Consider the following 14,976-nt stretch of genomic DNA (forward strand, 5'->3'; position numbering starts at 1 on the left):
GCCGCTACGTCGACGGCACGCCTGCTTCTCGGACGCACCTCTGCTTCTTCTGCGTCTTCTTGCTTCTTCTACTTCTTCGACGGCACCGTCGGCATCCCCAGGAACGGCAGCCGGAGCGCGCCGAAGGCCTCCGCCGGGACGGCCGGGGACTTGGGCTCGACGGGGGCCAGGCGTTCGTAGGCCGCCCCCTGCGCCGGGCGCGGGTCGGGCTCGCCCTTGTTCGGCCAGTACGACATGGCCCGCTCCGCCTGCGCGGTGATGGTCAGGGACGGGTTGACGCCCAGGTTCGCCGAGACCGCGGCGCCGTCCACGACCGATATGCCGGGGTGGCCGTAGAGCCGGTGGTAGGGGTCGACGACGCCGCTCTCGCGGGAGGCGCCGATCGGGCAGCCGCCGAGGAAGTGGGCGGTGAGCGGGGTCCCCATCAGCTCCCCCACGTTGGATCCGGCGAAGCCGTTGATCTCGGCGGCGAGCGCGGCGGCGCCCTCCGTCGCGGCCCGGATCTGCTTGGGGTTGGGCGAGCCGTGGCCCTGGCGTGCGGTGAGCACGCCCTTGCCGACGCCCGTCGGCTTCAGGTGCGTCGTCAGGGAGTTGTCCAGCGACTGCATCACCAGGCCGATGATGGTCCGCTCCGACCAGCGCCGGTTGGAGAGGGAGCGAAGGGCGTGCACGGGGTGCCTGGCCACGTGCGCGAGGAAGCCCAGAACGCGGTGGGCGCCGGAGCCGGACTCGCCCGCGTAGGGGACCTGGAGGATCGACAGGCTGCCCATCGAGTTGGAGCCCTTGCCGTAACGGACCGGCTCGATGTGGGTGTTGGCGTCCGGATGGATCGAGGACGTGATGGCGACGCCGCGCGTGAAGTCGGCCCGTGACGCGCCGGTCGCCTTGCGGTAGCGCCGGTCGTCGGTCTGGGCGCCGACCAGCGCCTCGGAGTTGGTGCGGGTCAGCTCGCCGAGCCTGTCGGACAGGTACGGGAGCTGGCCGCCGGCCTTCATCCGGTGCAGCAGGGTCTGGGTGCCGTAGGTGCCGGCGGCGATGACGACCCGGCGGGCCGTGAAGGTACGGCCCGGGCCCTTCCTCCGTCGGTCGGTGGGGAGCGTGGCGACCGCGAAGCCGCCGCGCGAGTCGTCCGTGACCGAGACGACCGTCGTCATCGGGTGCACGACCGCGCCCGCCTTCTCGGCGAGGTACAGGTAGTTCTCGTTGAGCGTGTTCTTCGCGCCGTGCCGGCAGCCGGTCATGCACTCGCCGCACTCGTTGCAGGCCGTGCGGGCCGGGCCCGCGCCGCCGAAGTAGGGGTCGGGCACCTGCTCGCCGGGTTCCGCCCGCGCCGTGCCGTCGGCGTCCTCGCCGTCGCCGAAGAAGACGCCGACCGGTGCCATGTGGAAGGTGTCGCCGACGCCCATCCGCTCCGCGGCGGCCTTCAGGTGCACGTCGGAGGGGGTCGTCGTCGGGTTGAGGCGGACGCCGAGCATGCGCCGGGCCTGGTCGTAATACGGCGTCAGCTCCTCCTCCCAGTCGGTGATGTCCCGCCACTGGGGGTCGTCGAAGAAGGGTTTCGGCGGTACGTACAGGGTGTTGGCGTAGTTGAGGGAGCCGCCGCCGACCCCCGCACCTGCCAGGACCATGACATTCCCGAGCAGGTGGATGCGCTGGATGCCGTACATGCCGAGCTTCGGGGCCCAGAGGTAGTTCTTCAGGTCCCAGGAGTTCTTCGGCAGCGACTCCCGGACGAAGCGCCGGCCGGCCTCCAGGACGCCGACCCTGTAGCCCTTCTCCGTCAGGCGGAGGGCGGACACGGAGCCGCCGAAGCCGGAACCCACGACGACCACGTCGTAGTCGTAAGCGTCCTTGGGCACGGGTGTCTCCTCTTTGAGTGTCGCGTGCGGGCGGGTCGTGGCCGGTCGCGCTCCCGGGGCGGGGGCCGCACACCGGTACGGCCCCGCCCCGGGTCGGCTACCTGAACCGGAACGCCTTCATGAGCCGCAGGCTCCGGCTCATGAAGGCCGCGTACGTCTCGTCGTCCATCCCCAGCGACGGCGCCATCGGCAGCAGCCGCTGGTGGGCGACGGTCTGGGCCTCGGTGTACTTGAGGATGCCCTCGGAGCCGTGCCGGCGGCCGAGGCCGGAGTCCTTCATGCCGCCCATCGGCGACTGGACGCTGCCGTAGGCGGGCGCGTACCCCTCGTTGATGTTGACCGTGCCGGTGCGCAGCCGGGCGGCGACGTCCCGGCCGCGCCGGGCGTCCTTCGTCCAGACGGAGGAGTTCAGGCCGTAGGGCGTGGAGTTGGCGTGCGCGACCGCCTCGTCCTCGGTCGTGAAGCGGTGGACGGACACGACCGGGCCGAAGGTCTCCTCGGCGCACACGGCCATGGGGGCGGTGACCCCGTCGAGGATGGTCGGCTCGTAGAAGTACGGGCCGATGTCGGGGCGGGCTACGCCGCCGGTCACCAGCTTCGCGCCGTGCGCGAGCGCGTCCTCCACGTGCCGCTGGACGGTCTCCAGCTGCCGCTCACCCACCAGCGAGCCCATGTCGGCGCCGTAGGCGAGGGAGGCGCCGAGCCGCATGGCCCTGGTGCGGGCGGCGAAGCGCTCCAGGAAGGCGTCGGCGACCGACTCGTGGACGTAGAGCCGCTCGATGGAGATGCAGAGCTGGCCGGCCGAGGAGAAGCAGGCGCGGACGGCGCCCGCCGCGGCCTTCTCGATGTCGGCGTCCTCCAGCACCAGCATGGCGTTCTTGCCGCCGAGTTCGAGGGAGACGCCGACCAGGCGGGCGGCGGCGCCCTGGGCGACCTCGCGGCCGGTGCGGGTGGATCCGGTGAAGGAGACGTAGTCGGCGTGCCTGACCACCTCGGGGCCGATCACGGGTCCCTCGCCGAGGACGACCTGGAAGACCTCCGCGGGCAGGCCGGCCTCGATGAGGAGATCGCGCGCCCACAGGGCGGTCAGGCAGGTCTCGGTGTCGGGCTTCATCACGACCGCGTTGCCCGCGACGAACGCGGGGAGCGCGTCGCCGACGGACAGCTCCAGCGGGTAGTTCCAGGGGGCGATCTGGCCGACGACGCCGCGCGGGTGACGCAGTTCGGTGACCTTCGTCAGGGCCGGGACGGCGCCGGTGTGCCGCTTGGGCCGCAGGTAGGCGGGGGCCTTGCGGCCGTAGTGCCGGGCGGCGACGGCGACGGCCTGGACCTCCTCGTGGGCGTGCAGGCGGGCCTTGCCGGTCTCCAGCTGGATGAGGTCGAGGACCTCGGCCTGACGCTCCAGGACCAGGTCGTGGAAGCGCAGCAGGACGGCGGCGCGCTGCCGTACCGGCGTCCGGGCCCACACGTCCTGGGCGGCGCGGGCCCGCTGGAAGGCACCGGCCACGTCCTCGGGCGTCGACTCGGGCAGGTCGGCCAGCTTCTCGCCGGTGAACGGCGTGTGGTTGGCGGTACGACCGGAGCCGGCCACGCCCTTGGTGAGCTGGGCGACCAGCTCGGGGGTGACCACGTCGGCAGCGGTGCGAGCGCCCTGGGGGGCGGGGGCGAGAGGGTTCGTGCCGGTGATTTCCGGGGCCTGCGCGTCCGTCATGAGCCGCAGGGTATGACGCCGCGAGGGCTTTGTGTACCCGGCGGTAATGGGGATTCACCGACCGCTCACACGACGCCAGTGATCGCTGGCAACAAACTCGCTGATCAGGACGTTATGCGAAAGGGCTGGTGCTGATCGCGTCTTTTCGGTCCGGCGCGGGCACAGGGGTTGCCGGCCACCGCCTCCAGGTGCTCGGCGATCTCCTCCGCGTCCGGAAGCAGACCGGTGTCCTGCCCCCGCAGCCGCTCGATCAGCGGACCGAGCGGCCCGCCCGGCGTCCCGCCGCCGACGGCGGTGTGCAGCAGGGCGCCCAGCGACCGCAGGTCGGCCGCGGGTCCGGCGCCCCGGGGCGACCGCGCACCCGGTACGTGGGCGGTGCCGAAGCCGGTAAGCACGACGCGGCCGTGCGGGCCGAGCAGGACGTTGCCGGGCGTGACCGCACGGTGCACGATGCCGACGGCGTGCGCGGCCCGCAGGGCACCGAGGACGGCGAGGCCTGTGCGGGCGGCCTCGGGCGCCGCCACCGGACCGCGCCGGAGCACCTCGCGCAGGGCCTCGCCGGGGACCCACTCCATGACGATCCAGGGCAGTCCGTCGGTCCCGGCCTCCTCCACGACCACGTCGTGGATGCGGACGGCGGCGGGGTGGTCGACGCGGGCGGCGGCACGCGCCTCGCGGTAGAGACGGTGGGCGGCACGGCGGTACGCCTCGTCCGCGGGATCACCCGGCAACCGTGGTCGCCTGACGGCGACTTCGCGCGCCCCCAGCTCGTCGAACGCCCGCCAGACGGTTCCCGTCGCACCGGACCCGGCGCGCTGGAGCAGCCGGTAGCGTTCCCCGACCAGCCGGCCCTGGAGTCCCATCAGAGCTCGTCGACCTCCCAGTTGGCCACCACCGTCCGGGCGATCTCCCGTCCGTCGTCTGCGAAGTGGCCCTTGCCCGGGTAGTCGATCGACACCCGGTACATGTCACCGTTCCCGGCCTTGTAGTACAGGATGTGGTACTCACGCGTGCGGGGGTTCTGCAGGTCGGTGGTCGTGTAGGTGATGGTGTTCTCGGCGGCCTTCCCGCCCTTGTACTCCGTCTCGCCCGGTTCGCCGCGCGGAGCGGGCTCGTCGGCGAAGTTCCAGGAGTACTCGCCGTCCTTGAGCATGTCCCAGTCGGCCCAGGCCCCCGCCCCCGCGGTGTCCGGGATCTTGCCGTCCTTGTCCTCGGCCTTGATGTCGCGGTCCACGGAGACGACGACCGCACCACTGGGGTCGGCGAACGTCTCGTTGGTGCCGTCCCAGTCCTCGGCGTGCTTCTGCTTCACGAACGCGGCCGGCACGGCGACGCTCATGCCGGCCCGGTCGCCGAGCCGGTGCCGCTTCCAGCCGTCCGGCAACGGCCCCGCGAAGGGGTCCGCGACCACCAGGTACGACGCCACCGCCGCCGCGACGACCGCCGCGCCGAGGGTGATCCACGCGTTGCGGCCCAGCCGGACACTCCACCTGGACACGGCCGGCCCGCCCGGCTCCTCCAGCCGGGCCACCTGGGTGGGCGGCGGCGCGGGCGGGTTCGCGGCGGCGTCCAGCAGGGCACGGACCCGGGCGGCGTCCGGACGGCGTGCCGGGTCCTTGTCCAGCAGGCCCGTGATGACCTCGGCCAGCGGGCCCGGCGCGGCGACGGGCGGCGCGGGCGCGGCGTTGAGCACCGCCTGGAGCGTGGCGGGCGTGTTGCTGCGGCGGAACGGCGAGACGCCCTCCGTCGCCACGTACAGCACCACGCCGAGCGACCACAGGTCACTCGCCGGGCCGGGACGCCGGCCCAGCACCCGCTCCGGGGCGATGTACTCGGGTGAGCCGACGAAACCGCCGGTGTCGGTCAGATCGGTGTCTCCCTCGATCCGGGCGATGCCGAAGTCGGTGAGGACGACGCGGCCGTGCCGGCCGAGCAGGACGTTGTCGGGCTTCACGTCCCGGTGCAGGACGCCGGCCGCGTGCGCGGCCTCCAGCGCGCCGAGCACCTCCAGGCCGATACGGGCCGCCTCGCGCGCGCTCAGCGTGCCCTCCTGCAAAGCGTCGCCCAGCGAGCGCCCCCGCACCAGCTCCATCACGATCCACGGCTGGTCGTCCACGACCGCCACGTCGTGCACGTTGACCACCGCGGGGTGGTCGAGCCGGGCCGCTGCGCGCGCCTCCCGGCGCATCCGTTCGAAGGCGTTGTCCCGTTCGCGTTCGGGAAGATGGTCGGGTATGCGAGGCTCCTTGACGGCGACCTCGCGGTCCACCGTCTCGTCCTTCGCCCGCCACACCGTGCCCATGCCGCCGTGGCCGAGCCTGGCCACCAACCGGTAGCGTCCGGCGATGATCCGCCCGGCGCCCGGGTCCCGGGCGGGCACCGGCGCGGGCGCCGACGGCCTTTCCGGCGCGCGCGGCGGTCGCGCCTGCGACGGCGGCGGCATGACCTGGGTGGGCGCCGCGTACGGATTCCCGGGATGCGGCACGGCCACCGGCGGAATCGGTGGTCGCAGGCCAAAACTCGTCGGCTCGTCCGCCTCCTCGCGAGGCCCCCCGTTGCTGCTCATGGGTCCATCCATACCGCGCCGGACGCCCACGGTTCCACCGCCGGTGCCCGGCGGTCACAGACCCGTGACGCGGGGTGCCGCTTATCTCCGGTTTACGTGCGTTGCGGGGGACGCGGAGACGGGCGGCACCACGGAGGCGGAGGCGGAGACGGTGGCCGGGGCGGAGACGGACGTGGCGGCGCTGGACGCGGAGACGGACGCGGAGACGGACGTGGCGCTGGACGCGGAGGCGGACGGTGGCATCGACTCCGTCGTCGACGTCACGGGTGCCGAACTCGGCGGCGTACCACCCCCGTCACCGCCCTCGTCCGCGAGCAGCACCGCCGCCGAGATGCCCGCGCCCGCCGCCGCGACCACCAGCAGCACCGCCGTGAGCACGCTCCGCGTCACGTGCCGGGGCTCTCCGGTCCGGTCCGCCGCGGGTGTCCGGCCGGTGGCCAGGAAGGCGCGCAGCATCCGCTCCGCCTCGGTGGCGTCCAGCCGCCGCCGCGGATCGCGTTCGAGCAGTCCCCGTACGACGGGCAGGAGCGGCCCGGCCTGGGCGGGCGGGCGGATCTCCTCGGTGACGACGGCGTGCAGGATGCCGCCCAGCGAGTCGCGGTGGAAGGGGGAGGCGCCGCTCAGGATCGCGCACAGCAGCACGCCCAGCGACCACAGGTCGGACTCCGGTCCGGTCCCGGCGCCGGACATCCGCTCCGGGGCGGTGTACTCGGGCGAGCCGACGAAGGACCCGGTCTCGGTGAGCGTGGTGGCGCCCGCGACCTGGGCGACGCCGAAGTCGGTGAGGACGACCCTGCCGTCCTCGGCGACCAGTACGTTCGACGGCTTGACGTCCCGGTGCAGCATCCCGGCCGCGTGGGCGGTGCGCAGGGCGCCGAGCAGGGCGATGCCGATGCGGGCGGCCTCGGCGGCGTCGACCGGGCCGTGGCTGAGGACGCGGTCGGCGAGCGAGCCGCCGTCGACCAGTTCCATGACCATGTACGCGCGTTCGTCGTCCTCGACGACGTCGTGCACGACGATGACGTGCGGGTGGCTCAACTGCGCGACCGCGCGGGCCTCGCGCAGGGTCCGCTCCCGGCGCCGCCGTGCCTCGGCCGCGGAGAGGGTCTCGTCGACGGGGAGTGCCTTCACGGCCACCTGCCGGCCGAGCAGTTGGTCGGTCGCCCGCCACACGATGCCCATGCCGCCGCGGCCGAGCCGCTCATGGAGCCGGTAACGGCCTGCGATGACACGCCCGCCCGCCCGCTCGGTCACCATGCGTCCCATCATGCCGCACCGGACGGACCGGCTCCGGACCATCGGGACGTGCGTGGCCGACAACCGACGGGGACGGGAGGGCCCCGCGCCGGTTCCCGGCCGTCGCACGGTGCGGGTTCAGGCGGACTTCTCCTGCCAGCTCCGCAGCACGGCCTCGAACTGCCGCTCCGTGGTCGGCCAGTCGTCCGCGGGACCCGACATGTAGATGACGTACTCGACGCCGTCCCGGGACATGTACATCTCCTCGACGGCGCGGCGCGGGCCGGGGAAGGGGCCGTCCTTCGCCAGGGCGGTCCAGGTGTACTCCCAGCGGGCGCTGTCGCGGTCGCGGTAGGTGGTCCGCTCCAGGGTGACACGCCGGTAGTCGACCAGCCGCTGAAGCTGTTGCTCGAGGTCGAGCTGGTGCGTGTAGGGGTCGTTGTAGTCGGGAGCGGAGTCGACGGCGATGCGGACGAAGTGCTCGCCGCCGTCCGGGGTGTAGTCGACCTGCCGGAGCTGGCCGTTGTCGCCGTACACCTTCCGCTGCCAGCCCTCGGGCAGGTAGAGGCTGAATCCCACCGGGTCGTCGTGCCGGACCCAGCCGGCCGGTACGGACCCGGAGGGGTCCTCGCCCGCCGTGGCGGAGGCGGAGGGTGAAGGCGAGGGCGAGGAAGAGGACGACGGCGCGTGGGGGGCGTCCGGTCCGGCGGCCGTGCCGCCGTCGTCGCCCTGGCGCATCATCACGGCGGTGCCCGCGCCGACGACGGCGGCGACCGCGACGACCAGGGCGAGGGTGCGCAGCCGGCGGCGCCGGGGCCGTACGGGAGCGGTGCCCGTCACACCGGTCGGCGCGTACCCCGACGCCGTCGGGCCGGTCGGTACGGGGCCCGTCGCCGCGTACCCCTGGGCCGCGTACCCCTGGGCCGTCGGGCCGGTCGCCCCCAGCGGTCCTGACGACGGGTGCCCGGTGGCCGCCTGACCAGCCGTCATCGGCCCTTGCGCCGGGTGGTGTGCCACTCCCGGCCGGCCGGCGGCCGTCGGCCCGGTCACCGGTGAACCGGGCGTCCCGGCGGTCCCGCCCGTGGGCTGCGCCGCCCCGGGAGCTGCCGGGTACGCCGTGCCGCCGTGTCCCCGCGCCCCCGCGTACTGCGTCGGCACGTATGCCTGGGCCGCGTTCGGACGCCGTCCCTCCGCGGCCTGGGCGAGCATGTGCTCGGTCTCGGTGGCGTCGGGCCGCGTGGCCGGATCCTTGCGCAGCAGGGCGGTGATGACGGGCGCGAGCGGGCCGGCGTAGCGGGGTTCGTCGGCCTCCTCCTCGACGACCGCCTGCATGGTGGTGAGCGGTGAGGTGCGGCGGAACGGCGAGGTGCCCTCCACCGCCGTGTACAGCGTCGCGCCGAGCGCCCACAGGTCGGAGGCGGGCCCGGGGTCGTGGCCGCGGACGCGCTCGGGTGCCAGGTAGTCGACGGAGCCGACGACCTCTCCGGTGCGGGTGATGGTGCTGTCGCCCTCGATCTGCGCGATGCCGAAGTCGGTGAGCAGCACGCGCCCGTCGTCGCCGAGCAGGACGTTGCCGGGCTTGACGTCCCGGTGCAGGACGCCGGCCGCGTGCGCGGCGCGCAGGGCGCGCAGCACCCACAGGCCGACGCGGGCCGCCTCCCGGGGGTCGACGCGCTCCTCCTCCTTGACCGCGTCGGCCAGTGAGCGCCCCTCCACCAGCTCCATCACGATCCACGGCCGGCCGTCGTGTTCGAGTACGTCGTGCACGGTGACGACGGCCGAGTGGTTGATCCGCGCGGCCGCGCGCGCCTCGCCCCGGGTGCGCGCCAGCAGGATGGCCCGGTCGCTCTCGGAGACGTAGAGCGCGGCGGTCAGCTCCTTGATGGCGACGGTCCGGTTCAGCACCTCGTCGTGAGCGCGCCACACGCGGCCCATGCCGCCGCTGCCGATGGCGTCACCGAGCCGGTAACGGCCCGCGAGGAGCCGGCCCTGCATCTGATTCACGTTGCCCCGCAATGGTCTTGTCAGGGTCAGACTAGGGACCGGCCCCCTTCCGGGGAACGGGTGGGGTGGTATGAAAACCGCTCTGTGACTGTTGTCGCTTTCCGCGGCGGGAGTCAACCATCGGGCCGGACGGCCGTCCAGAGCCGTCAGCCCGTGTACTGGTAAGTGGTGGACGCCTGTTCGTACACCCGGGTCACCTCGTCCCGCTCCGCCTCCGGGCCGCGGACCTGCACCACGTGGTAGCGACCGTCGATCAGCATCGCGATGTTGCGCACGTACAGCTCGTCGCCGTCGGCGCCGGTCCAGATGAACTGCCCCTCGGCCATGGCGCGTCCGCCGACCTCGATGTTCTTCAGTCCGCTGGAGGTGGACCAGCTGGAGGCGCGGTACGCGCCCAACTCGGGCTCCTTGTCGCGCTGGTAGACCATCGGGTCGTCGCCGTACTCAGCGGCGCGGTCCCGGCCGGGTACGACGATGAGCTCGAAGTCGCCCTTGCCGTACACGACCTGGCCGCTGCCGTTGCGGGGCGTGCGGTTCCAGCCCTCGGCCACGGCGACGCTGAAGCCCTCCGGGTCCTTGCGCAGGGCGAACCCGTCGGCGGTGGTCTGCGTCGCGGCGGAACCGGCCTCCGGCCTGGAGTCGCTGGGGTCGCCCCCGGGTGAGGTCTGCTCCGGCCGGGGCTCGTTGCCGGCGTCCGTGGACCCCGCGGGCGGCGCCTGGCTCGCCTCGCCGACGGCGCCCGTGCGGTCCGGGGTGCCGGACCCGCTCGTGTCGCTCTTGGGCATGAAGTACATGGCGTACGCGATCGCTCCGGCCAGGGCGAGCAGTATCAGCAGGAGCAGCGTCCGGCCGAGGCTGCGCGGGGAGCGGGCGGTTTCCCGCCTGGCCCGCTTGTGCCGCCCGTGGTGCGTGGGCAGCCCGGCACGCCGCCTGCGCACCAGTTCGCCCCGACGGCGCACGATCGGCAGCCGGCTGGTGTCGGCGGGCGGGGCCGGGACGACGTGCAGGCCGGCGTCCGGCTCGGGCGCCGAGCGCACCAGCGAGCGCAGCCAGCCGCGCAGTTCCTCGAAGTCAAGGCGTTCGGTGGGGTCCTGACGCAGCAGCGACTCCACGACGGGCCGCAGCGGCCCGCACTCCTCGGCGAACGCCGGCGGCTCCGCGCACACGATCTGCACCAGCTCGGCGGTCGACTCCTCCGGGTAGGGCGCGTGTCCCTGCACGGCGCGGAAGAGCAGCGCGCCCAGCGCCCACAGGTCGGTCGCGGGGCCGATGGGCGCGGCCAACTGCCAGTTCTCGTGCACCGGGCCGGCCTGTTCCGGCGCCCAGCGTTCGGTCACGGGACCGACCACGGCCATCCGGGCCTGCCGTGCCCGCTCGGCGGCGAGTGCGGTGGCCGGACCGTGCCGGGCCGGGGTGCGGGCGAGCCCGTCGTCCCCGTGCCCGGAGGGTGCGACGGCGGCTTCCTGCCGCGGGGCCGCGGACAGGGCCCGTCCGACCGCCGGAGCGGGGGCCGGGTCGGGGGTGCGGGAGGTGGCACCGTGCCAGGAGGCGGCGCGTACGCCGTAGGGGTCGACGATCTGCCCGGGCGGGGCGGCACCGGGTGCACCGCCCGGGCCGGTTGCGTCCGGGGGCGGGGCGGCACCGGGTGACGCGTCACGACCCGTGACGTCCGTGGACGGGGCGGCGTGGAGGGTCTGCGGGGCGCCCGGCTCCGTGGTGTGACCGCCGTGGCGGGGCGGCTGTGCAGGGGCGTCGTCGGGCGCCGGGCGTGCGCCGGGCAGGGCCGCGCGCCCGTTCTGCGCCTCCTGGACGCGGGCCGCCGCACGGGCTCCCGCGCGGTACGCGGCGATCGCCCCCGCGCGCGCCGCACGTACGTCACCGTCGGCGTCGAGGGACGCGTGGGCGCGCCCGGCGGGGGCACCGCCCGGTCCCGGGACGCCGGGCACCGGCAACCCGCCGACACCCCGCGCCTCGATGGCGGCCCGCCTCTCGGCCTCGGGGCCACGCCCCGTGGGGCCCAGGGTGCCGCTGGGACCCGACGCGTTACCGGGACCCGTGACACCACCGAAACCCGACGCGCTGCCGGAACCCGTGACACCACCGGAACCCGACGCGCTGCCGGAACCCGTGACACCACCGGAACCCGACGCGCTGCCGTACCCCAGGGGCCCGGCAGGGTCCGGCGCGGTGCCGCTGTCCAGGGCGCCGTCGGGGCCCATGACGCCACTGGTCCCCGCGCCCCTGGGACCCACCGCACCAGCAGGCCCCACCGCGCCACGGGAGCCCACCGCACCACCGGAGGAATCCGCACCACCAGGGCCCACCGCACCACGGGCCCCCACGGCACCCCCCGGGCCCACCGCACCGGCGGCCCCCCTGGGACCGGCGTCGAGGCCCGGACCTCCCGGGAAGGGCGCCCCCGCACCGGGACCGGTCCCACCCGGGCCGCCCGGCCCGCCCGGGCCCACGCCCACACCCCCGGCGCTCCCCGGCCCGCCGGGACCGGTCCCACCCGGGCCGCCCGGCCCGCCCGGGCCCACGCCCACACCCCCGGCGCTCCCCGGCCCGCCGGGGCCGAAGCCGCCGGCGCCGCTCGGGGCGGTCCGCGCGCCCCGGCCCGCGGCGTCCCCGTCCGCCTCGTCCTCAGGGGCGGGGACCGGGTCGTACCCGCACAGCGCCTCCTCCGCCGCACCGACCGCCAGGCCGGTCAGCATCACGCGCCCGTCGTCGCAGACGAGCACCGTGCGCGCGGTGATGTTCCGGTGCACCCAGCCGTAGGCGTGCAGCACCCGTAGCGCCAGCAGGATGTCGGAGGCCACCTCGGCCGCCCGGTACGGCGTCAGCGGCTGCTCGGCGAGCAGGGCGGCCAGCGGCCTCGCGGCCACCAGTTCGCTCACGATCCACAGTGAACCGCCCTCGGCGAACACGTCGAAGACCTGGTCCAGGCGCGGGTGGTCGGGGACGGCGGCCGCGGCCTGCGCGGCCTCGACGGCGCGGCGCACCACGGGGTCGGCGGGCCGCCGCGTGCCGCCGCGCTCGGCCGGAGGCCGCCGGCCGGGGCGCCGGACGTCGCCGTCCCGGGCCGTGAAGCCGTCGGGCAGACCGTCCGCGTCGAGCACCTCCGCCTCGACGACCTCCGGCAACGGCACCTGCCGGACCAGGACTTCCTGACCGCTGTAGGTGTCGAAGGCCCGCGTCTCGGTCAGTTCGTACTCGTCGGACGGCGGCAGGGGCAGGCGGTAGCGGTCGGCGAGCACCCGTCCCGCATAGTCGTCCACGTCGCCACCCCCGGCAGCCCGTCGGTCAATTCCGTTCGTCCGGCGGGCCGTTCCCGCTGCGCACGGTCCGCGAGCACTCACGATACGTGCCGGAGGCAACCCACAAAGAGGGGATGCCAGATATCGGGCCGCTCAAACCCGGGCCCCGCCGGTTCAGGACTTGGGCTCGAAGGTCTTCGCCAGGGTCCGCCAGGTGTCCCGGCGCAGGTCACTGTCCCAGTCGGCGGCCTTCGCGGTGTACATGAGGGCGTAGCCCTGGTGGTCGTTGACCACGAAACCCCGGTCCACGGTGCGGTACCGGGTACCGCCGTCCGTGTAGGTGAACTCCCAGTCGGCCGTGTTCCAGCCCCGGTAGCCCACCTTCTCGATGCGGATCCTCTTGTACTGCGAGCGGACCATGTACCGCTCCTGGTTCTTCCAGTCCGCGACCGGGTCGCCCTTGGGCGTGGACGTCCAGGCGACGAGCAGCTTCTGCCCCTGGGGGCCGGTGAACCGGTCTCCCGCGGAGCCCGTGGATTGGTACTTCCACCCCTCGGGCAGCCCGATGCGGTAGCCCTGGCCCCCCTTGTGGGTGCCGGCCACCTCCTCGTCGTCGGACTTCCCGGCGTCACCGGACGCGCCCGTGCCGGGGCCCGTCGCACCGGCCGAGCCGCCGTCCGTCGCCGGCGCCGAGGCGGAGCCGTCCGTCCCGGTCCCGCTCTCCTCGTCCCGCCCGCTGTCACCGCTCGCGGTGGCGGAGGCGACGGCCTTGTCACCGCTTCCGCCCTGGGCCCCCTTCTCGTCGTCGCCGCCGAGTGCGAGGGCCAGCACGGTGCCGAGTACGGCGAGCGCCACGACCACCGCGATGATCACCAGTGTCCGGCGCGGCACCACGTCGGTGAGCGGCGCCCGCGGCACCTGACGGGGCGGCAGGTCCGACGGCGGTACGACGGGCCACCCGGAACTCCGGGCGCCCGCGGGCGCGTGCTGCGCCCCCGGGGCCGCTCCCGCACCGGCGGCCCTCGCGGGTGCCGCCCCGGCGCCCCCCGGCCCCCGCGAACCGGCAGTCCCCTGCCCATGCGCTCCCGCGGTGCCCGCAGAGCCCGGCCCACGCGACGCGGCGGCCGTCCCGGCGGAGCCCGTGGCGGCGGCCGTCCCCGCGGCCCCCGGCGCGGTCCGGTCGGCGGCGCCCGGCTTGGTCCGGGAGGTGGCCGCGGCACCGGCCGCGCCGGCTCCGACGGCGGCCTTGCGCACCGACCGCAGCGCTCCCCGCAGCCGCTCCCCGGCCTCCTCGGCGGCCCGCTTGCCCCCGGCGCCCGGCGAACCGCCGCCCCGGCGCCCCCGCGCGTCCGGCTGCTCGGGCAGGGGTACGACCTTGGTGGCGTCGGCCGGTTCGGCCTCGGCCTCGGGCGCGTGGATGACCTTGTTGAGCATCGCGCGGGCGCCCGCGTCGTCGAGCCGCTGGGCGGGATCCTTGGTGAGCAGCCCGTAGATGACGTCCCGCAGCGGGCCGGCGTTCTTCGGCTCCTCCAGGTTCTCCGTCATCACGGCGGTGAGCGTCGCGATCGCGGAACCCTTGTCGTAGGGCGGGGTGCCCTCCACGGCCGCGTACAGCAGTCCGCCGAGCGACCACAGGTCGGCGGCCGGGCCGGGCTTGTGGCCGCGGGCGCGTTCCGGGGAGATGTAGGAGGGGGCGCCGACGAGCATGCCGGTGGAGGTGATGGACGGGTCGCCCTCGACCTGGGCGATGCCGAAGTCGGTGAGCACGACCCGGCCGTCCTCGGCGATCAGCACGTTGGACGGCTTCACGTCACGGTGCAGGATGCCCTCGCGGTGCGCGGAGCGCAGGACGTCCAGGACGGCGAGCCCGACCTCGGCCGCGCGCTTCGGCTCCAGCAGGCCGTCCTCCCGGATGGCCTCGGCGAGCGACTTGCCCTCGACGAGTTCCATCACGATCCACGGGCGGTCGTCCTCCTCGACGACGTCGTAGACCGTGACGGCGCTGTTGTTGCGGATCCGCGCGATCGCCTTGGCCTCACGCAGCGTGCGCGTGATCAGGCGCCGCTTCTCCTCCTCGTCGATGTTCCCCGGAAACCGCAGCTCCTTGACGGCGACCGTGCGTCCCAGGGTCTCGTCCTCGGCCCGCCACACCGTCCCCATGCCGCCGCGGCCGAGCACGTCTCCCAGCCGGTAGCGCCCGGCGAGGAGACGTGCGCTCTTGTCCGTACGGGGTGTCCCCGCCCGCTCCGCCTCCGACATGCGTCCCCTCATGCAACCCGCCCTGACAGAGCCTTCATTGTCCCTCACCCGACAAGTGCTCGACGCCCAGGGTGCCTCTCGGGC

8 protein-coding genes are annotated in these 14,976 nt (G+C 74.6%); all 8 read right to left on the reverse strand.

Going from position 1 to position 14,976, the window contains the following annotated elements:
* Nucleotides 1-68 precede the first annotated feature (68 nt).
* Nucleotides 69-1,859 carry a GMC family oxidoreductase gene (locus KUM32_RS15695; protein ID WP_217142505.1) on the reverse strand — a complete coding sequence of 597 codons (1,791 nt, stop codon included), beginning with the start codon at nucleotides 1,857-1,859 and terminating at the stop codon, nucleotides 69-71.
* Between the two features lie 97 nt (nucleotides 1,860-1,956).
* The gene (locus KUM32_RS15700) at nucleotides 1,957-3,570 is read right to left on the reverse strand and encodes a succinic semialdehyde dehydrogenase (RefSeq protein WP_217142506.1); all 1,614 of its coding nucleotides are present in this window, start codon (nucleotides 3,568-3,570) and stop codon (nucleotides 1,957-1,959) included.
* 104 nt (nucleotides 3,571-3,674) lie between these two features.
* Nucleotides 3,675-4,433: a serine/threonine-protein kinase gene (locus tag KUM32_RS15705; RefSeq protein WP_217142507.1), complete on the reverse strand. Its 759-nt coding sequence runs from the start codon at nucleotides 4,431-4,433 to the stop codon at nucleotides 3,675-3,677.
* Entirely contained in the window at nucleotides 4,433-6,136 is a 1,704-nt protein-coding gene (locus KUM32_RS15710) for a serine/threonine-protein kinase (protein ID WP_217142508.1), read from the reverse strand. Before KUM32_RS15710 ends, KUM32_RS15705 begins: the two co-directional genes overlap by 1 nt.
* 81 nt (nucleotides 6,137-6,217) lie before the next feature.
* On the reverse strand, nucleotides 6,218-7,402 hold the full coding sequence (locus tag KUM32_RS15715) for a serine/threonine-protein kinase (RefSeq protein WP_217142523.1): 1,185 nt from the start codon (nucleotides 7,400-7,402) through the stop codon (nucleotides 6,218-6,220).
* Nucleotides 7,403-7,510: 108 nt separating this feature from the next.
* Complete coding sequence (locus KUM32_RS15720; protein ID WP_217142509.1) at nucleotides 7,511-9,367, reverse strand: serine/threonine-protein kinase; 1,857 nt, start codon at nucleotides 9,365-9,367, stop codon at nucleotides 7,511-7,513.
* 155 nt (nucleotides 9,368-9,522) lie between these two features.
* Complete coding sequence (locus KUM32_RS15725; RefSeq protein ID WP_217142510.1) at nucleotides 9,523-12,654, reverse strand: protein kinase; 3,132 nt, start codon at nucleotides 12,652-12,654, stop codon at nucleotides 9,523-9,525.
* A 153-nt stretch (nucleotides 12,655-12,807) separates the two neighbouring features.
* Nucleotides 12,808-14,892 (reverse strand): serine/threonine-protein kinase, encoded by a 2,085-nt coding sequence (locus tag KUM32_RS15730; RefSeq protein ID WP_217142511.1) that lies wholly within the window; start codon nucleotides 14,890-14,892, stop codon nucleotides 12,808-12,810.
* Nucleotides 14,893-14,976: the final 84 nt, after the last annotated feature.

Source organism: Streptomyces sp. AC627_RSS907, assembly GCF_019049165.1.